General features: G+C 76.4%; 17 protein-coding genes. 4 read left to right on the forward strand and 13 right to left on the reverse strand.

The genetic code is table 11. The annotated features are described in order from the left end of the window. The 6 genes from D0Z06_RS24355 to D0Z06_RS24380 form a co-directional block, all read right to left on the reverse strand. Window positions 1–292: Gfo/Idh/MocA family oxidoreductase (locus tag D0Z06_RS24355; protein WP_158580075.1), on the reverse strand; the 292-nt coding region annotated here is incomplete at its 3' end. A gap of 64 nt (window positions 293–356) precedes the next feature. Further along, complete coding sequence (locus tag D0Z06_RS24360) at window positions 357–1,415, reverse strand: substrate-binding domain-containing protein (RefSeq protein ID WP_117380138.1); 1,059 nt, start codon at window positions 1,413–1,415, stop codon at window positions 357–359. Window positions 1,416–1,529: 114 nt separating this feature from the next. Continuing rightward, on the reverse strand, window positions 1,530–2,714 hold the full coding sequence (locus tag D0Z06_RS24365; RefSeq protein WP_117380139.1) for an ABC transporter permease: 1,185 nt from the start codon (window positions 2,712–2,714) through the stop codon (window positions 1,530–1,532). Beyond that, window positions 2,711–4,264 carry a sugar ABC transporter ATP-binding protein gene (locus D0Z06_RS24370; protein ID WP_233517941.1) on the reverse strand — a complete coding sequence of 518 codons (1,554 nt, stop codon included), beginning with the start codon at window positions 4,262–4,264 and terminating at the stop codon, window positions 2,711–2,713. Before D0Z06_RS24370 ends, D0Z06_RS24365 begins: the two co-directional genes overlap by 4 nt. A 114-nt stretch (window positions 4,265–4,378) precedes the next feature. Then, the gene (locus tag D0Z06_RS24375; RefSeq protein ID WP_117380140.1) at window positions 4,379–5,545 is read right to left on the reverse strand and encodes an ROK family protein; all 1,167 of its coding nucleotides are present in this window, start codon (window positions 5,543–5,545) and stop codon (window positions 4,379–4,381) included. 28 nt (window positions 5,546–5,573) lie between these two features. Continuing rightward, window positions 5,574–6,251, reverse strand: coding sequence for an alpha/beta fold hydrolase (locus D0Z06_RS24380; RefSeq protein ID WP_158580076.1), 678 nt, complete (start codon window positions 6,249–6,251; stop codon window positions 5,574–5,576). Window positions 6,252–6,371: 120 nt separating this feature from the next. On the opposite strand from D0Z06_RS24380, the gene D0Z06_RS24385 reads away from it, so the two are divergent. Then, entirely contained in the window at window positions 6,372–7,796 is a 1,425-nt protein-coding gene (locus D0Z06_RS24385) for an NAD(P)/FAD-dependent oxidoreductase (protein WP_117380142.1), read from the forward strand. Between the two features lie 33 nt (window positions 7,797–7,829). On the opposite strand, the gene D0Z06_RS24390 is transcribed toward D0Z06_RS24385, so the two are convergent. The 5 genes from D0Z06_RS24390 to D0Z06_RS24410 all read right to left on the reverse strand — a co-directional run bounded on the left by D0Z06_RS24390 (window position 7,830) and on the right by D0Z06_RS24410 (window position 13,992). Then, window positions 7,830–8,426 (reverse strand): alpha/beta hydrolase, encoded by a 597-nt coding sequence (locus D0Z06_RS24390; RefSeq protein WP_117380143.1) that lies wholly within the window; start codon window positions 8,424–8,426, stop codon window positions 7,830–7,832. Between the two features lie 79 nt (window positions 8,427–8,505). Continuing rightward, window positions 8,506–9,297 (reverse strand): SDR family NAD(P)-dependent oxidoreductase, encoded by a 792-nt coding sequence (locus D0Z06_RS24395; protein ID WP_117380144.1) that lies wholly within the window; start codon window positions 9,295–9,297, stop codon window positions 8,506–8,508. A gap of 36 nt (window positions 9,298–9,333) precedes the next feature. After that, complete coding sequence (locus D0Z06_RS24400; protein ID WP_158580077.1) at window positions 9,334–10,452, reverse strand: carboxylate-amine ligase; 1,119 nt, start codon at window positions 10,450–10,452, stop codon at window positions 9,334–9,336. After that, a complete protein-coding gene (locus D0Z06_RS24405; RefSeq protein ID WP_117380151.1) occupies window positions 10,449–12,422 on the reverse strand; it encodes an alpha-amylase family protein in 1,974 nt (657 codons plus the stop codon). Before D0Z06_RS24405 ends, D0Z06_RS24400 begins: the two co-directional genes overlap by 4 nt. 10 nt (window positions 12,423–12,432) lie before the next feature. Then, entirely contained in the window at window positions 12,433–13,992 is a 1,560-nt protein-coding gene (locus D0Z06_RS24410; protein ID WP_117380146.1) for an AMP-binding protein, read from the reverse strand. A gap of 85 nt (window positions 13,993–14,077) precedes the next feature. On the opposite strand from D0Z06_RS24410, the gene D0Z06_RS25150 reads away from it, so the two are divergent. Together D0Z06_RS25150 and D0Z06_RS24420 are read left to right on the forward strand one after the other, a co-directional pair. Then, complete coding sequence (locus D0Z06_RS25150; RefSeq protein WP_158580078.1) at window positions 14,078–14,686, forward strand: TetR/AcrR family transcriptional regulator; 609 nt, start codon at window positions 14,078–14,080, stop codon at window positions 14,684–14,686. A 65-nt stretch (window positions 14,687–14,751) separates the two neighbouring features. Then, window positions 14,752–15,702, forward strand: a complete 951-nt coding sequence (locus D0Z06_RS24420) for a S1C family serine protease (protein ID WP_117380147.1) — start codon at window positions 14,752–14,754, stop codon at window positions 15,700–15,702. On the opposite strand, the gene D0Z06_RS24425 is transcribed toward D0Z06_RS24420, so the two are convergent. Together D0Z06_RS24425 and D0Z06_RS24430 are read right to left on the reverse strand one after the other, a co-directional pair. Further along, window positions 15,689–16,648 (reverse strand): alpha/beta fold hydrolase, encoded by a 960-nt coding sequence (locus tag D0Z06_RS24425; RefSeq protein WP_199522522.1) that lies wholly within the window; start codon window positions 16,646–16,648, stop codon window positions 15,689–15,691. The two genes, D0Z06_RS24420 and D0Z06_RS24425, sit on opposite strands and share 14 nt — an antisense overlap. Window positions 16,649–16,676: 28 nt before the next feature. Continuing rightward, a complete protein-coding gene (locus tag D0Z06_RS24430; protein ID WP_117380148.1) occupies window positions 16,677–17,468 on the reverse strand; it encodes a PIG-L deacetylase family protein in 792 nt (263 codons plus the stop codon). Between the two features lie 198 nt (window positions 17,469–17,666). Between D0Z06_RS24430 and D0Z06_RS24435 the strand changes: the two genes are divergently transcribed. Continuing rightward, window positions 17,667–18,605 (forward strand): GGDEF domain-containing protein, encoded by a 939-nt coding sequence (locus D0Z06_RS24435; protein ID WP_117380149.1) that lies wholly within the window; start codon window positions 17,667–17,669, stop codon window positions 18,603–18,605. Window positions 18,606–18,767 lie beyond the last annotated feature (162 nt).

The following is an 18,767-nucleotide window of genomic DNA, read 5'->3' on the forward strand; positions in this document are numbered from 1 at the left end:
TGCCGGCCTCGAGCGCGGCGATGGCGATCTCGGCGTGGGTGTCGCCCGGCGTGCAGACGTCGACGAGGTCGACGTCGTCGCGCTCGAGCAGGCGCCGCCAGTCGGTCTCGGTGGCCGCCCAGCCCAGGCGGGCGGCGGCCTCGGCCACGCGGCCGGGGTCACGGCCGGCCAGGACGGCGAGCTCCGGGCGCAGGGGGAGGTCGAAGAAGTGGGGGGCGGTGCGCCACGCGTGGGAGTGGGCGGCGCCCATGAAGGCGTGGCCGACGAGGCCGACGCCGAGGGAGCGGGTCACGGGTTCTCCAGGGGTGGGGTGGCGGGGGAGCGTCGTCCGCTCCCCCGCCACCGGAGTCAGCGGATCAGGACTCGAAGGCGGCGTCGATGTACTGGTCGACGTTCTCCGCGGTCACGACCGGCGCGTTCAGCACGATGCGCTGCGGCACCGCCTGCGAGACGAGGTCGGACATGCTCTTGTCCTGCGCGATCAGGCGGGCCAGCGCGATGCCGTCCGCGGCCTGGGTGTGCGGGTAGATGACCGTGGCCTCCAGCACCGACTCGCCGGACTCGATCTCCCGCATCGCGTTGGCCGAGCCGGCGCCGCCGACCATGAGGAACTCGTCGCGGCCGGCGTTGTTGATGGCGGCCAGGACGCCGACGCCCTGGTCGTCGTCGTGGTTCCACAGGGCGTCGATCTGCGGCGCGGCCTGCAGCAGGTTGGCCGCGGCCTCCTCGCCGGACTCCACGGTGAACTCCGCGGCGACGCGGTTGTCCACGTTGAGCCCGCACTCGGCGAGCGCGTCGGCGAAGCCCCGGCTGCGGTCCTGGGTCAGCGGCAGGGAGTCGATGCCGGCGATCTCGGCGACGACGGCGTCGGGCTGGTCGCCCAGCTGCTCGCAGATGTAGGTGCCGGCCGAGACACCCATGCCGTAGTTGTCGCCGAGGATCGTGGCCCGGGCGGCGAACGGGCTGTTGAACTCCCGGTCGACGTTGATGACCGGGATGCCGGCCTCCATGGCCTGCAGCGCGACCGGCGTCATCGCCGCGCCGTCGAAGGGCAGCAGCACGATGGCGTCGACGCCCTCGTTGATGAAGGTCTCGACCTGGCTGATCTGGGTGCTGACGTCGTTGGTGCCCTCGGCGACGACGAGCTCGACGTCCTCGTAGCGCTCGGCCTCGGCCTGCGCGGCCTGGCTGATGCCGGCCATCCAGCCGTGGTCGGCCGCGGGCGCCGAGAAGCCGATGCGGACGGTCTCGCCGGGCTCGTCGTTGGAGCTCGCCGCGTCGGCGCCGCCACCGCCGCCCCCGCCGGAGCTCTCCGGCGTGTTGCTGGTGCAGCCGGCCACGAGGGCACCGGCACCGAGCAGGGCCACCGCGGTGTAGGACAGGCGGCGGAACGGGCGCTGCCTCGCTGCAGACATCTTCTCTCCTCGGGTGTCGCCTCCCTGGCGGTTCATCGGCCAGGAGGTGGTGTGGCCGGCGCGCCGGTGGCGCGGCGGGTGGTGCCGACCGGGTGCGGCGGTACGCCGCCCCGGTCAGGTCTTCGGGCGGTCGGTCGTCGCGCCGGGAGCGGGGCCGCCGGGACCGCCGGGGACCGACCCGCCGGAGGCGGTGCCACTGGCGCTCGCCGGAGCCGGGGGGTTGCCCGCGCCGGATCCGCGGCCGAGGCGGCGCAGGCTGAACGAGCCGGTGGCGAAGCGCATCTGCAGCAGGACAGCGAGCACGATGATCACGCCGGTGGCGACGGCCTGCGCCGAGCTGGACAGGTTGTTCAGCGTGAAGATGTTGCCCAGCGTCTCGAAGATCAGGACGCCCAGGACGCTGCCGACGATCGTGCCGCGCCCGCCGATGAGCAGCGTGCCGCCGATGACCACGGCTGCGATGGCGTCGAGCTCGTAGAGGGTGCCGTGGGTGGAGCTGCCGGTCGTCGTCCGGGCCATGAGCATCACCGCGGCGATGCCGCAGGTGACCCCGGAGAGCACGTAGAGCCACATGGTGTGCCGCTGCACGCGGATGCCGGCCAGCCGGGCCGCCTCGGCGTTGCCGCCGACGGCGAAGGTGCGCCGGCCGAACGTCGTCCGGTTGAGCAGCACCCACCCGGCGACGGCGACCAGCGCGAAGATGATCACCAGGGTGGGGATGCCGAGGACGTCACCGGAGAAGAAGGCCAGGAAGTCCCGGTTCTGCACGATCTGGGTGCGCCGGTTGGCGATGATCTCGGCCAGCCCGCGGGCGGCGACCAGCATCGCCAGCGTGGCGATGAAGGCGACCAGCCGCCCGTAGGCGATGACGATGCCGTTGACCAGCCCGGCCCCGGCGCCGACCGCCAGCGCGGTGAAGACCATGACGATCCAGTGGAAGTCCTCGGCCATCGCCTGGGTCGCCAGGGTCGTGGCCCACACCGAGGACAGGGCGACGAGCGCGCCGACCGACAGGTCGATGCCGCCGCCGATGATCACGAAGGTCATGCCGATGCTGACCACGCCGATCACCGCGGCCAGCCGGAGGATGGTGAGCACGTTGTCGACGTCGACGAAGCGGTCGGGGGCGGTGATCGCGCCGACGATGCACAGCACCGCCAGGGCCACCACCAGGCCGAGGTTGCGGCCGACCGGCCCGGACATGAACCCGCCGGCGCGCCCGCCCTCCGGCGCCGCCCCGGAGTCCGCCGGGGACGCGCCGGGCGCTCCCCCGGTCGTCGTGGTGGTCGTCCCGCTCATGCCACGTCCCCTTCGTGCTGGCTTGCTCCGGTAAGGGGGGCTCCTCGGTGGCCCGTCCCCTCCATGACCAGGTCGAGCACCCGGTGCTCGTCGAGTGCGTCCGCGGGCTCCTCGGCGAGCACCCGGCCCTCCGCGACCACCAGGACGCGATCGGCCATGCCCAGCACCTCCGGGATCTCGCTGGAGACCACGACGACGGCGACGCCGCTCTCGGCGAGCCGGCGCACCAAGGCGTAGATCTCCGAGCGGGCGCCGACGTCCACGCCCCGGGTCGGCTCGTCGAGCAGCAGCACGCGGCACTCGCGCAGCAGCCAGCGGGCCAGCACGACCTTCTGCTGGTTCCCGCCCGAGAGGGTGCGCACCTCGCGGTCGACATCCGTGGGTCGGACCTCCAGCGCCGTGACCTGCTGCCGGGCGGCCTCGCGCTCGGCGCCGCCGCCGAGGAAGCCGCCGCGGGTGAACCGGGCCAGGCTGGCGATGCTGATGTTGCGGGCCACCGACTCGCCGAGCAGCAGGCCCTGGCTCTTGCGCTCCTCCGGGGCGAGCCCGACGCCGGCGGCGACGGCCGTGGCGACGTCGCCGGGGCGCAGCCGGCGCCCACCGACGCGCACGGTGCCGGCGGTGGCCCGCCGCGCCCCGTAGACCGTCTCGAGGATCTCCGAGCGCCCCGAGCCGACCAGTCCGGCGAGCCCGACGATCTCGCCGGGGCGGACGCTGAACGAGACGTCGGAGAAGGTGCCGCGCAGGCCAAGCCCCTCGACCTCCAGCAGCGGCGCGTCCCCGCGCACCCCCGCGGCGCGGTCGGGGAAGACGTACTCGATGTCGCGGCCGGTCATCAGCGCGATGACCTCGCGGGTAGGGGTCTCCCGGGCGGGCAGGCCGGTCGCGACGGTCCGGCCGTCCTTGAGCACGGTGATCCGGTCGCCGATCTCCCGGATCTCCTCGAGCCGGTGGGAGATGTAGACGACGGCTACGTCCCCGGCGGTGAGGTCGCGGATGACCGCGAACAGCCGCTCGACCTCCTCGTTGTCGAGCACCGCGGACGGCTCGTCCATGATGATCAGCTGCGCGTCCTGCGACAGGGCGCGGGCGATGCTGACCATCTGCTGGGAGGCCGCGGGCAGCGACCCGACCTCCGCGGTGGGCCGGATCTCCGGGTGGCCGAGCCGGGTGAGCAGCGCCGTCGCCGCGCGGTTGGCCTCGGCCGGCCGGGTCAGCCCGAACCGCGACCGCTCCCGGCCGAGGAAGATGTTGTCGGCCACGGTCAGCCCGGAGACCAGGTCGAGCTCCTGGTAGATGGTCGCGATGCCGAGCCCCATGGCCGCCTGCGGCGTGGTCAGCCGCACCGGCTCGCCGCGCCAGCTGATCTGCCCGGCGTCGGGCTGGTGGGCCCCGGCCAGCACCTTGATCAGCGTGGACTTCCCGGCGCCGTTCTGACCGAGCAGGCAGTGGACCTCGCCGGCCCGGACGTCGAGGTCCACGCCGTCGAGCGCGCGGACGCCCGGGAAGGTCTTGACGATCCCGTGCATCTCCAGCAGCGGCGCGGTCACCGGCCACCTCCCGACTTTTGCTCAGTGCTGACCACAAGTCCGTTCAGGCGAGAACGTATGTCCCGCGTCACGTCAGGTCAAGATCGAGCGGCCGGGGTTACCGAAACGAGACGGTCAGCGGGTGAGCGCGCGGTGGACGGCGTCCTCGCCGAGGAACTCCTCGATCGCCATCAGCGCGGCACCGAGCCGGCCGGAGAGGTCCGGGGCGTCGCTCACCGTGATCTCCAGCGCCCGGGCGGCCAGCGGCATCGACCGGCCGTAGACGGCCTCCCGGATCCCGGCCAGCAGCGGGGCGCCGGCCCGGGCGACCCCGCCGGTCATCACGATCCGGTGCGGGTTGAAGAAGTTGACCAGCGCGGCCAGCACGGTGCCGATCGTCCGGCCGGCGCCGCGGACGAGCTCCAGCGTCGGGCCGTCACCCTGGGCGGCCAGCTCGACGACGTCCCGGGTGGTGCGCACCGGCAGACCGGCGGCCCGGGCGTCCCGCAGCAGCGCGCCCCCGCCGGCGATCGCCTCCAGGCAGTTCTCCTGGCCGCACCGGCAGATGACGGTCCGGCCGTCCGGCGGCGCGACGTAGATGTGCCCGATGTCGCCGGCGCTGCCCTGCGCCCCCCGGTAGACGCGCCCCTCGACGACGACCCCGCAACCGATGCCGGTGCCGACCTTGACCACGAGCACGTCCTGGTCGGAGCCGGCCACGCCCATCTCGCCGAGCGCCATGACGTTCACGTCGTTGTCGACGACCACCGGGCAGTCGTAGCGGGCGAAGGCCTCGGGGATGGGGTGGTCGTGCCAGCCGGGCATGATCGGCGGGTGGGACGGCCGGCCGGTCGAGAACTCGACCGGCCCGGGCACCCCGACGCCGACCGCGCAGACGGCGGAGGTGTCCAGGCCGGCCTCCTCCAGCACCAGCCGGCCGAGCCGGTCGACCTCGGCCAGCACCGGTTCGGGGCCCACCGCGATGTCGATGGGGTGCCCGGCGGTCGCCAGGACCCGGGCCGACAGGTCGGTGACGGCCACGTCCACGCTGGTGACCCCGAGGTCCACGGCGAGCACGCAGCCGGCCCGGGCGTTGAACTGCAGCAGCGTGGGTGGCCGCCCGCCGGTGCTCCACCCGCGGCCGCCCTCCTCGAGCAGGTTGGCCGCGATCAGCTGGTCCACCCGCGCGCTGACGGTGTTGCGCGAGGCGCCGGTCAGCGCGACGAGGTCCGCCCGGCTGCGCGCACGGCCCGTCCGCACGTGGCGCAGCAGCGCGCCGGCCGAGGCGGAGGCGGAGGGCACGGCGCCATGGTGACACGCCGCGGCGACCTCACCCCCCGTCGTCCCCCGGCGGCGCGACGTCGGCGTGCACCGCGCGGAGGACGGCGGCCACCGCCGCCGGGTGCGTCTGGACCGCCATGTGCCCCGCGCCGGGCAGCTCGACCAGGCGGCCCCGCGGCGCCGCCGCGGCCAGCGCGGCGGCCCAGCCCGGCGGGCAGAGCCGGTCCCGGGTGCCGCGGACGACGGTCACCGGCACCCCGACCCCCCGCAGCCGGGCGTCGAGCCGGTCCGGCGACGCGACCCGCCACAGCGCCCGCATCGCCCGCGGGCCGGTGGTCAGCCACTGGCCGAGCAGCCGCGGCACCTGCTCCCACGGCTCGCCCAGCGCGGTCGCGACCCAGCGGGCCGCCAGGCGGAGGGGCGAGCGCAGCTCGGGGGCGGTCGTCGGCCCGAGGAGCACCAGCGCCGCGACCCGCGGGTCGGTCGCTGCCGCGGCGGCGACCTGGCAGCCCTGCGAGTGGCCGACCAGCACGACCGGGCCCGCCCCCAGGGCGGCGCGCACCCGCGCGGCCAGGTCCGGCAGCGGGGGAACCGGCGCCCGCCGGCCCGCCCCCGGCAGGAGGAGGACGTCGACGGGCAGCAGGGGGACCGTCAGCCGGTCGCGCAACCGGGCCGCCGACCGGCCGTCCAGGCCGAGCCCGGGGACCAGCACCACCTCGGGGGACACGACCGCAGGGTGCACCGCGCCGCGTGAGCCGCGCGCGGGCGGGTAGGAGGCCTGGTCGTGGCCCGGGTCCCACGGGCTGCGCTGGGGCAGGAGACGCCGGAGTGGGAGACTGGATTCATCATGACGACATCACCTGAGACCGCGCCCGTCGGCACCACCGCGTCCGGACGGCCGCGGGTCGTCATCGTGGGGTCGGGGTTCGGCGGCCTGTTCGCCGCCCAGGCCCTCAAGCGGGCGCCCGTCGACATCACCCTCGTGGCCAAGACCGGCCACCACCTGTTCCAGCCGCTGCTCTACCAGGTGGCCACGGGCATCCTCTCCGAGGGTGAGATCGCCCCGCCCACCCGCGAGGTGCTGCGCCGCCAGGAGAACGCGCGAGTGGTGCTCGGCGAGGTCACCGACGTCGACGTGGCCGCGCGCACGGTCACCTCCACGATCCTGGGCCGCACCACCGTGCACCCCTACGACGAGCTGGTCGTCGCCGCCGGCGCCGGGCAGTCCTACTTCGGCAACGACCGGTTCGCCGAGTTCGCCCCCGGGATGAAGTCGATCGACGACGCCCTGGAGCTGCGCGGCCGGATCTTCGGCGCCTTCGAGCTCGCCGAGCTGGCCACCGACCCGGCGGAGATCGACCGCCTGCTCACCTTCGTCGTCATCGGCGCCGGCCCCACCGGCGTCGAGATGGCCGGGCAGATCGCCGAGCTGGCCCACCGGACCCTGCGGCGGGACTTCCGCAGCATCGACCCGACCCAGGCCCGGATCGTGCTGCTCGACGCCGCCCCCGTCGTGCTGCCCACCTTCGGGGAGAAGCTCGGCGACCGCGCCCGCCGGCACCTCAACCGGATCGGCGTGGAGGTCCAGCTCGGGGCCATGGTCACCGACGTCGACGCCGACGGTCTCGAGGTCAAGGACGCCGACGGGCAGGTCCGCCGGATCCGGGCGGCGACCAAGGTGTGGGCGGCCGGGGTGCAGGCCAGCCCCCTCGGCCGGATCCTCGGCGAGCAGACCGGGGCGGAGGTCGACCGCGCCGGGCGGATCAGCGTCCAGCCCGACCTCACCCTGCCCGGGCACCCCGAGATCCACGTCGTCGGCGACATGGCCAGCCTGGACAAGCTGCCGGGCGTGGCCCAGGTCGCCATCCAGGGCGGCCGGTACGCCGCCGAGGCGATCACCCGCCGCATCGCGGGCAAGCCCGCGCAGGGGCCCTTCCGCTACCGCGACAAGGGCAACATGGCGACGATCTCCCGGTTCTCCGCCGTCGCCGACATCAAGGGCGCCAAGTTCGAGGGCTTCGTCGCCTGGGTGATCTGGCTGGTCGTGCACCTCTTCTACATCATCGGCTTCAAGAGCCGGATCACCACGGTGCTGCACTGGGCGGTCAGCTTCCTCGGCCGCGGCCGCTCGCAGCGGGTCGCCACCCAGCAGCAGGTCTACGGCCGGCTGGCCCTGGAGAAGCTCGGGCCCGGGTTCTCCGCCTCCAAGACCGGCGGCCCCAAGGACGGCGCCGCCACCGGGGAGGACGTCACCGAGCGCGAGTCCGCGTAGCAGGTCCGGGGACGGCGCCCTGGCCGGGGCTGGTCAGCCGGCCAGCCAGGCGTCGAACGCGGCGCCGACCAGGGCCGGCGTCACCTCGTGCCCGCCGCCGGGCACCTCCTCGTAGGCGACGTCGTACCCCTCGTCGGCCAGCTGGGCGGCCACCCGCCGCCCGCACCGGGCCACCGGGAGCACCCGGTCGGCGGTCCCGTGCGTCACCCACACCCGCGGCCGGCCCCGGCGGCGGGGCGGCAGCGCGAAGCCGGGCGAGAACGCGAGGACGTGCTCGACGAGGTCGCCGTTGGCCAGGCCCAGCGACAGCGCGTAGGACGCCCCGTCGGAGAAGCCGCCCAGCGCCACCCCGGTGACCGGGTGGCGGGCCAGGACGTGCTCGAGGGCGGCGTCCAGGACGGCGACGTCCCGGCCGAGCCCCCCGGCCACGAGGTCCCAGGTCGCGGCGACCGAGGTGGTGGCGAGCAGCAGGACGCCGCGCGCGCCGGCCGGGTCCCCGACCAGGTCGAGGGCGGAGGCCGCCGAGCCGCCCGCGCCGTGGAAGAACACCAGCAGCGGGCGGGGCCGCGCTGGCCCGGGCGGCACGGCCAGCCGCGCCTCGGCCCGCGGACCGAGGCGCAGGTCGTGCACGCCGGGCCCGGGGGCGCGGCCAGGACCGCGCGCGGGCGGCTCTCCAGCGCGCCCTCGGCCGCCCGCCGCCCGGGAGCGCTCACCCGCCGGAACCCGGCTCGGCCATCTGCCGGTGCGCCTTGGCCTTGAGCCGGTCCGGGATCAGCCCGGCGGCGACCGCCTGCACCCGCGACAGGAGCGACCCGGCGAAGACCTTCTGCTCGCCCCTCATGAGGGCCGTGAAGCCCTGCTCGGCGACCTGGGCCGGGTCGTCCTTCGAGCCGGAGCCGACCCGGGTGTCCTGCAGCTGCGCGCGGTCGAAGAACTCGGTGTCGGTCGGGCCGGGCATGAGCGAGGTGACGGTGACCCCGGTGCCGGCCAGCTCCTCGACCAGCGCCTCGGCGAACGACTGGAGGAAGGACTTGGAGGCGTTGTAGACGGCCTGGAACGCCCCCGGCATGGTGGCGGCGACCGACGAGGTGATGAGCACCCGCCCCTCCCCGCGGGCCACCATGTCGCGCAGCACGTGGTGGGCCAGCCGCACGGTGGAGACGACGTCGAGGTCGATGACCTCCATCTGGGTCTCGAGGTCGTCGTCGACGAAGGCACCGCCGCGGCCCACGCCGGCGTTGAGCGCGGCGGCCGCGAGCGGGCGGCCGGTGGCCTGCACCGCCGACCACACGGCCTCGACGCCGGCGATGGCGCGCAGGTCCGCCCGCACCGGGGTCACCGTCGTCCCGCCCACGCGCAGGGCGTCCGCGGCCGCGGTGAGCTCGTCGTCCTCGGCGTTGAGGACGAGGTCGAAGCCGGCGCCGGCGAACTGGCGGGCCAGCTCCAGGCCGATGCCGCTGGAGGCTCCGGTGACGAGGGCGAGGGGGCGCTGGTCGGTCATGGGGGTTCCGGTACCCGGGCGGGCGGCGGGCACGCCTCAGCCGGCCCGCCCCTCCGCGACGACGGCGGCCACCACCGCCCGCGGGTCGCCGGTCCGGGCGAGGACCCGGCGCTGGCGGGCGGCCGAGGTGCCGCGGCGCTGCAGCCCGGTGAGCAGCTCCCGGACCTCGGCCCACTCCCCGTGCCCGCGCAGGTCCTCCTCCAGCTCGGCCAGCAGCGCCGCGACCGCCCGCCCGGCCGGCACCAGCCGCCGGGCCACGGGGTCGAACAGCTCGCCACCCAGGCCGTACCGGGCCGCCCGCCAGCGGGCCGCGCGCATGAGCTCGGGCCGGACCTCGGGCACCGGCTCCCCCCGGGCGGCCCGGCCGGCGAGCACCCGCACCAGCGAGCGCACCAGAGCGGCGAACAGCACGGAGTCGTCCACCAGGGTGCAGACGTCACCCAGCCGGAACTCCAGGGTCGGCCAGCGCACCGAGGGCCGGACGTCCCAGTACAGGTGGGTGGCGTCCCTGACCACGCCGGAGGCCACCAGCCCCTCGACCAGGGCCCGGAACCGGGCGCCGTCCCCCACCGGCTCGGGCGCCCCGGCGTTGGGCCAGCGGGTCCACCACTGGGTGCGGAAGCTCTCGTAGCCGGTGTCCCGGCCGCCGTGGAAGGGCGAGCTGCCGGTGAGGGCGAGCAGCACCGGCAGGTAGGGGCGGGCGCGGTCCATGACCGCCACCGCGGTGTCGAGGTCGGGGACGCCGACGTGCACGTGGCAGCCGCAGATGTCCTGCTGCAGGGCCAGCAGCGCCCAGCGGTCCACGATGTCGCGGTACCGGTCGTCGGGGGTCAGCTCCTGGTCGCGCCACGAGCCGAACGGGTGCGTGGAGGCCGGCAGCAGGGCCAGCCCGCCGCGGGCCGCCGCGGCGGCGGCCGCCTCCCGAGCGGCGACGACGCCGGCCCGCAGCTCGCCGAGGTCGCGGCAGACGGCGGTGCCCGTCTCCAGCTGCGAGGTGACGATCTCCGCCTTGACCAGGTCGCCGGCCGCGCCCGAGAGCGCCTCGGCCGCGACCTGCGGGCTGCCGGTGAGCGCGCCGCTGCCCGGGTCGACGAGGTGGAACTCCTCCTCCACCCCGATGGTCTCCCCCGCGGCCGGGGCGCCGGGGGGGCTCACGGCTCGGCGAACCAGGCGAAGCCCAGGCCGGGGACGAGCAGCCGGCCGTCGCGGACGCCCAGCGGGCCGTCGCTGCCGTGCACCTGCTCGAACGTCCCGAACCCGGTGACGGTGTCGGCGTCGACCTCCACGGCCGCCGGGGCGAAGTTGGCCAGCCCGACGAACGCCCCGCTGCGCGGGTGCTTGCGGTGCCAGGCCAGGACGGCGTCGCTGCCGGCGTCCAGCAGCCGGGACTCCGTGCCGCCGCGCAGCGCGAGGAGGGACCGGCGCACCTCCCCCAGCCGGCGCAGCGCCCCGAACACCCGGCCCTCCAGCGTGGCCGGGTCGTGCCGGCGGGCCGCGGCCGCCCAGTCCATGGGCGGGCGGTGCATCCAGCGGTTGTCGGGGGCCAGCTCGGGGTCCGCCAGGTAGCCGGGGTCGTTGCGCAGCGCCAGCTCATCGCCCATGTACAGCAGCGGGATGCCGCCCCAGGCGTGGACGACCGAGTACAGCAGCACCAGACGGCGGACACCGGCCTCCAGCGCCGCGGGGTCCCCGGACTCCAGGGCCGCCTCGATGCCGCACAGCGACGCCGCGGACCCGGAGATGCGGGCGTCGCCGGTGACCTCGTTCTCCTGGAACAGCGCGCCGCGGGCGGGGGACCCGGGGAAGCGGCCGGAGTAGAAGTCGTTGAGGAAGCGGCGGTGGGCGAACCCGTCGAGGCCGACCGCCGCGGCGTCGGGGTCGGTGATCGCCCAGCCGATGTCGTCGTGACCGCGCACGTAGGTCACCCACGTCGCGGTCGGCGGGACCGGCCGCATCCGGCCGAGCGCGGCCCGGGCCAGCCGGGTGTCGCCGGTGGCCAGGCTGCTCCACAGCAGCACCATGAGCGAGTTGTGGTAGGCCAGCTCGCACTCGGGCCGGTACCGGTCGTGGCCGCCGAGGTAGGCCACCAGGTCGTCGGGCGAGACGATCGCCTCGGCCTTGAAGACCACGCCGGGCGCGGCGAGCCGGGTGGCGGCGTGCAGCAGCTGCAGGAGCGAGTGCCCCTCGGGCTGGTTCTGGCAGGTGGTGCCCAGGCGCTTCCACATGAACGGGACGGCGTCCATGCGAAAGACGTCGACCCCGCGGTTGGCCAGCCAGGTGATCTCGCCCAGCATCGCGAGGGCGACCTCGGGGTTGGTGTAGTCGAGGTCCCACTGGTAGGGCCAGAACGTCGTCCACACCCAGCCGCCGGCGCCGCCGCAGGCCTCGGGCACCCAGCTGAACGAGCCCGGCGCCCGGTCGGGGAACACCTCCGGGATGGTGGCGTCGTAGGCGTCGGGCATCGCCCGGTCGGGGAAGGCGGTGTAGAAGCCGGCGTAGGCCGGGTCCCCGGCCAGCCAGCCCTGCGCCCACGGGTGCTCGCGCGCGGTGTGGTTGAGCACCAGGTCGATGCACAGGCTCATGCCGCGCTCGTGCAGGGCGCCGGCCACGGCCTCCAGGTCGGCCATCGTCCCCAGCCGCGGGTCGACCGAGCGGTAGTCGGCGACCGCGTACCCGCCGTCGTTCTCCCCCTCGCGCGGCCGCAGCAGCGGCATGAGGTGCAGGTAGGTGGTGCCCAGCTCGGCGAGGTGGTCGAGGTGGTCGGGCAGCCGGCCGAGCGTGCCGCAGAACCGGTCGACGTAGCAGACGTAGCCCTGCATCCGCGCCCGCTGGTACCAGGCGGGGTCGATCTCCCGGCGGCGGTCCAGCCGGCGCAGCGCCCCGGGCCGCTCCCGGGCCGCCGCCAGCGCCGCCCGCAGGACCCGCTCGAACAGGGCGTCGGCCCGCTCGCCGTAGAGGACGGCCAGCGGCTCGTGCAGGTCGTGCAGGGCGAGGTCGGCGCGGGCGAGGAAGGCGTCGGCCTCCTCCTCGCCGAGCGCGGCGCCGGCGTCGGCGGCCAGCACCGGTCGCAGCCGCTGCCACGCCTGCGACGCCGCCTCGCGACGCGCGGCCGCCGAGACCGTCACCGCGCCAGTATCACGGCCCCGCCCCCGCGGCGCCCGCCGCGACCGGCGCACCGGCGGCGGTCCCGGCGAGGCGGTGGCGCGCCAGCTTGCCGGCCGGGGACCGCGGCAGCGCGTCGACGACCACCACCTCGCGCAGCCGCTTGTGCGGCGACACCTGCCCGGCCACCCGGTCGGCGAGCGCGACCGGGTCCAGCGGACCGCGCGGCACGACGTGCGCGACGGGAACCTCTCCGTGCACGGCGTCCGGCCGCCCCGTGACCGCGGCGTCGGCGACCGCCGGGTGGGTGAGGAGCAGCTCCTCCAGCTCCGCGGGGGCGACCTGCCGGGCGTCGACCTTGATCAGGTCCTTGAGCCGGTCCACCACGTGCAGGTCCCCGGCCGCGTCGACCCAGCCGAGGTCGCCGGTGCGCAGCCACCCGTCCGCGGTGAGCAGCTCCGCGGTGGCCGCGGGGTCCCCGCGGTAGCCGGGGGTGACCCCCGGCCCCTGCACCCAGAGCTCGCCGCGCTGCCCCGGTCCGAGGTCCGCGCCGGTCACCGGGTCGACGACCCGCAGCCGGTTGCCCGGTGCAAGCCGGCCCACGGAACCGGGCGGCGTGCCGCGGTCCCGGTCGGGCACGGGGATGGCCACGCTGGTCTCCGTCATCCCGTACCCCTGGGCCAGCACGACCCCCGGGAACCGCCGGGCGGCGCGCTCCTGCAGCGCGGCCGGGACGGGGGCACCCCCCGCGGCGAGGAACTCGACGGAGGAGAGGTCGTGGCGGTCGACCTGCGGGGCGGAGGCCAGTGCCGCCAGCAGCGGCGGCGGGACGGCGAGGACGGTGACGCGCGCGCCCTCCACGGCCTCCAGGACGGCCGGCAGGGAGGGCCGCGGCAGCGGGACGACGGCCGCACCGCGGACCAGCGGGGCGGCGAGCGTGACGACCAGGCCCATCACGTGCGGGAAGGGGGCGAGCGCCAGCACGACGTCCCGGTCGGTGAGCCGGAGCCCCCCGGCGATCTGCAGCGCGCCGGCGGTGAGGTTGCGGTGCGTGAGGACGACGGCCTTCGGCGGCCCGCTGGTGCCGCTCGACATCGGCAGCGCGGCGACGTCGTCCGGCCCCGGCTCCGGCGGCAGCGCACCGCGCGCGGCCGGCGGCTCGGCGTCCAGCGGGAGGACCCCGCCCACCCCGGTGCCCTCGGCCAGGGACCGCGCCCGCGGGACGAGTGCCGGGTCGGCGACGACGAGGGCGGCCCCGGTGCGCTCGAGCTGGTGGCGGACCTCGCGGTCGGCCGCCTGCGGCGGGACGCCGGTGACCGCGGCCCCCACCCGCTGGGTGGCGAGGGCCACCTCCACCCACCGGGCCGAGTTGGGCGCCCACAGCGCCAGCACGTCACCCCGCCCCAGGCCGAGGCGGGACAGCAGTGCCGCCCACCGCGCGGTGCGCTCCCCGAGCCCGGCACGGGTGGCCAGCACCTCCCCTGCCGGGGAGAGCAGGGCCGGCGCCTCCGGCCGGCGGGCCGCTGCACCGGCCACCAGGCCCGGCAGCGAGCGGTCCGGGGGTGGCAGGTCGTCGTACGGGCTGGTCCACACGGTCCACCTCCGAAGGAAAGCTTTACACGTGTCAAAGCGTCCTCGGGGCTATGACACGTGTCAAGGAGAGTGGGACGATGGTCCCGTGGCGACGACGGAGCTGTCGGGCCCGACCCGGGCGCGGATACTCACCGCGGCCTGGGACCGGGTCCACCGGGAGGGGCTCGAGGCGCTGACCCTCCAGTCGGTCGCCCGTGACGCCGGGGTCTCCCGCCAGCTCCTGTACTTCCACTTCGGGAACCGGGCCGGCCTGCTCCTCGCGCTGACGCGGCACCACGACCGGACCAGCGGCCTGCCCGCCCGGCTCGCCGCGGCCGCGAGGCTGCCGCCGGTCGAGGGGTACGTCGCCGTGATCCGCGCCTGGCTGGCCTACCTGCCCGACGTCCTGCCGGTGGCCCGGGCGCTCGAGGCGGCACTCGTCACGGGCGAGGCGGGGGGTGAGGCCTGGCGCGACCGCATGGGGGAGCTCCGCGAGGTGCTGCGGGTCGCGGTGGCACGGCTGGCCGACGCCGACCGGCTGGACCCCGCCTGGACCGTCGACGAGGCCACCGACTGGACGTGGGTGCGGGTGCAGCCCTCGGCCTACGCCCACCTGGTCGGCGAGCGCGGCTGGTCGGGTGCCGACCACGTCGACCGCACGGTGCGCTCGCTGCTGGCGGACCTCGTGCCCACTGCGTGTTCGCCGTCGGCGTGACCGGCAGCACGGTGGACCGCAGGGGCGTTCACTGGAGGCTGTAATCGTGTAATCAGGAGGTCGCCGTGACCGTTCCCCCGGTGTCCGACGCCGCCGCGCTGGACGCCTACTCCCGCGTCGTCACCGCCGTCGCGGCCGAGCTGACCCCGCACGTCGCCGCCCTGCAGGTCGCGGGCCCGGGTGGGCGCGGGGGCGCGGGCTCGGCCGTCGTCGTCCCCGGGGAGCGGCTGCTGCTCACCAACGCCCACGTCGTCGGTCGGGCGCGCCGCGGCCGGGCCGTGTTCGCCGACGGCAGCGAGAGCGACGTCGACGTGGTCGGCGCCGACCCCCTCTCCGACCTCGCGGTGGCCCGCGCCCGGGAGGCGACGCCCGCGCCGGCGGTGCTCGGCGACGCCGCCGGGCTGCGGGTCGGCCAGCTGGTCGTCGCGGTCGGCAACCCCCTCGGCCTGGCCGGGTCGGTGACCGCGGGGGTGGTCAGCGGGCTCGGCCGCTCGCTGCCCACCCGCGACGGCCGCACCGCGCGCGTGGTCGAGGACGTCATCCAGACCGACGCGGCGCTCAACCCGGGCAACTCCGGCGGGGCGCTCGCCGACGCCGCCGGCCGGGTCGTCGGCGTCAACACCGCCGTCGCCGGGTGGGGGCTGGGCCTGGCGGTGCCGGTCAACGACACGACCCGGCGGATCGTCGACGCGCTGGTGCGCGACGGCCGGGTCCGGCGCGCCTTCCTCGGGCTGGTCAGCACCCCGGCGCCCCTGCCCGCCCCGCTGGCCGAGCGCACCGGGCGGCGCCGCGGGCTGCGGGTGGTCGACGTGGTGCCCGGCTCCCCGGCGGACCGGGCCGGGCTCAAGGCCGGCGACCTGGTGCTGGAGGCCGCGCGGGCACCGGTCGCGGAGGCGCAGAGCCTGCAGCGGCTGCTGTTCGCCGAGGCGATCGGGCAGCCGCTGCCGGTGACCGTGCACCGGCACGGCGCGATGGTCGACGTCATCGCCGTCCCCACCGAGCTCACCGGCGGGTGACGAAGCCGAGCACCGCGTCGTTCACGAAGGCGGGGGCGTCCTCGTGGACGAGGTGCGACGCGCCCGGTACCACCACCTGCTCGACGTCGGGCAGCAGATCGGCGAGCCACTCGCTGAGCGCGCGCACGACCGTGGGGCTGCGCTCGCCGGTGAGCAGCAGGGTCGGCACGCGCACGTCGCGGACCTGCGACTCGGCCAGCGGCGGGAACCCCGCGCGGAACTCGGCCTGCAGCTCGGCCGCGCTGTCGCGCATCTGCTGTCGGCGCTGCGGGGTCAGCCGGGCCAGGGCCTGCCGGCCCAGCACGCCGCGGGCGAAGATCCGCAGCGCGCGTTGGACGTCCCCGCGCCCGTAGGCCCAGGCCATCGGGGCGGAGGTGCGCAGCCCGAACGCGAGCACGGCCAGCGTCGCGCGCGGCCGGCGGCGCAGGGCGCGCGCCAGGACGGCCGGCTGCGGCCGGGCTCCGGAGCCGAGCACGAGCGGTAGCAGCGGCGGCTCCTCGAGCACCAGGCTGTGGACGACGTGGGGGTACCGCAGCGCGGTCAGCAGGCAGATGAACGCGCCCCAGGAGTTGCCGACCAGGTGCGCCGGTGCGGCACCCAGGGCGCGCAGGAGCGCGACGAGGTCGTCGACGTGCACCGGCATCGGGTCCGCAGCGCCGGGGGCGATCGCCTCGTTGGGGCGGGCGTAGCGCGGCTGTAGGCGATCGCCCGGTGTCGCGCGCCGATCGGCTCGAGTTGGGCGGCCCAGGTGCGCAGGTCTCCGAGGCCACCGTGCACGAGGACCACCGGCTCGCCGGTGCCCACCTCCCGGTAGGCCAGCGACACCCCGTTGACCGTCACGTGCTGCAGCGCCCCGAACCCGCTGCCACGATCCTCGGTGACTGCCATGCCACGCTCCTCGATCTCCGCGCCACCACCTCGCCGGCCGCCCGGCAGGCGGGGCCACCGGCGAGGAGCGGGCGCCGACCTCCCGGTCAGGCCGACGACGCGGCGGCCATCGCCTCCAGCGCGATCGGGGGCGGGGCGGAGAAGTCGAAGGCGCGCAGCAGCACCGCGTGCGGCACGCCCATCGCCCGGCCCTGCAGCGCGGTGATCCCGGTGATCATCAGCCGCGGCGGCGGGTGCCCGGGGATGCCGGCCAGGTACTCACCGTGCGCCTCCAGCGAGGCGATGCCGCGCTCCAGCGGCTCGCCGCTGACGTCCACCCCGTGCGTGGGCCGCGGGTCACCGCCGACGAGCAGCCACCGGGCCGCGTGCGGCTCCAGGCCCTCGTCGAGGAGCTCGGGGAACACCCAGCGGTTGCCGGCGTCCCGGACCGCGTCGAGGGCGGCCAGCCCGGCGACCCGGTGGTCGGCCTGGTTGAGGCCGGCCGCGAACTCGACGTCCCACGACCCGATGAGGACGGCGTCGGGCCGGGAGCCGCGGATCACCCGCGCGATGTCCCGGCGCAGCCCCAGCCCGTACTCCAGCACCCCGTCGGGGTGGTCGAGGAAGACCACCTCGGAGACGCCGACCGCCTCGGCGGCGCGCAGCTGCTCCCGGGTGCGCAGCTCGCGGGTCCGGTCGGGCGGGCATGCGTCCATGCCCGCCTCGCCGCGGCTGAGGAGGAGGTAGGACACGTCGATGCCGCGGGCGGTCCACGCGGCGACGGCCGAGGAGGTCCCGTACTCCACGTCGTCCGGGTGCGCCACGACGCAGAGCACGCGGGAGAAGGCGTCGTCGGGGAACGGCGGGACGCGCACGGCGGCCGCTCCGGGCAGGGACATGGCGGCAGGGTAGGGGCCGCCCGGCTCGAGGACGGGCCCCCGCTGCGCCGGGCGGGGATACCCGCCCCCGTCCCCGGGCGTCGCGACCGGGCGCAGCCGCCGGGTGACCCGGAGGGACAGGGCCGGGCGTCACCCGTTCGGGCAGGGGGCGGTGACGCCGCGCTACGGGCGGTCCCCCGCCCGGCCGATGCTCCCGCCGTGCACGGAGGACGGACGGGCGCTGCCGCGCTGCTGGCGCTGCTCTACGGGGTGAGCGCGGCGCTGTGCGCGATCGGCGCGCTGACCCCGATGTCCACCCGCACCCCCGTGCCGCTGCTGTGGGCCCTCGCCGCCACCGGCGCGGCCGGCGCCGGGCTGCTGTGGCTGCGCCGCGACCGGCTGGGCCCGGCGGCGGTGCACGCCGCCGTGCTGCTCATGTCGGCGCTGGTCGGGCTGCTCGCCTGGCGGTCGGCCACCGCCGCGGGCGTCGTGGGTCTCGGCCCGGCCATGGTGACCCTCGGGGTGTTCACCGCCCACTTCCTCCCCCGGCGCACGGCCCGGCTGCACGTCGCCGTCCTGCTGGTCCTCGCCGGCGCCGGGGCGCTGGCCGCCGAGCCCACCGGCTTCCTGCCGGCCTGGCTGACCACGTCGGTCACCGTCGTGGCGCTCACCGAGGTGCAGGCCCGCATGGCCGCCGAGCTGCACCGGGCCGCCGGCACCGACCCGCTCACCGGGCTGGCCAACCGCCGCGCCTGGGAGGCCGAGACCGGGCGCGGGCTGGCCCACGCTGCCCGCACCGGCGAGCCGCTGACCGTCGCGGTGCTCGACCTCGACGGCTTCAAGGCGGTCAACGACACGGAGGGCCACGGCGCCGGGGACGCCCTGCTGCGCGACCTCGCCCGCCGGTGGAGCGCCGAGCTGCGACGGGCCGACCTGCTCGGCCGGCACGGCGGCGACGAGTTCGTGCTGTGCCTGCCCGACACCGACGAGGGCCGCGCCCGCGACCTCCTGGTCCGGCTGCGGAGCAGCCACCCGGCCCCCTGGTCGGCCGGCACGGCCACCGCACGACCCGGCGACTCGCTCGACGAGCTGCTGCGGCGGGCCGACGCCGACCTCTACCGGCACAAGCGCAGCCGCACCACCGGGGGACCGCGGTAGGAGCACCCGCCGGACGCCGCGGGCCCGGCCGGCTCAGCCTCGATCCACCGTCGATCTTGGTGGAGTCCGCGAGCGCCTGATCTGATCTTGGTTGGCTGGCGTGGCCGTGGGTGAGCCGCCGGTCTGTCCGGCTCTTCCACTGTCGGTCTCCGTCGGGCCCGG

The organism is Geodermatophilus marinus, assembly GCF_003428645.1.
Lineage (GTDB): Bacteria > Actinomycetota > Actinomycetes > Mycobacteriales > Geodermatophilaceae > Geodermatophilus.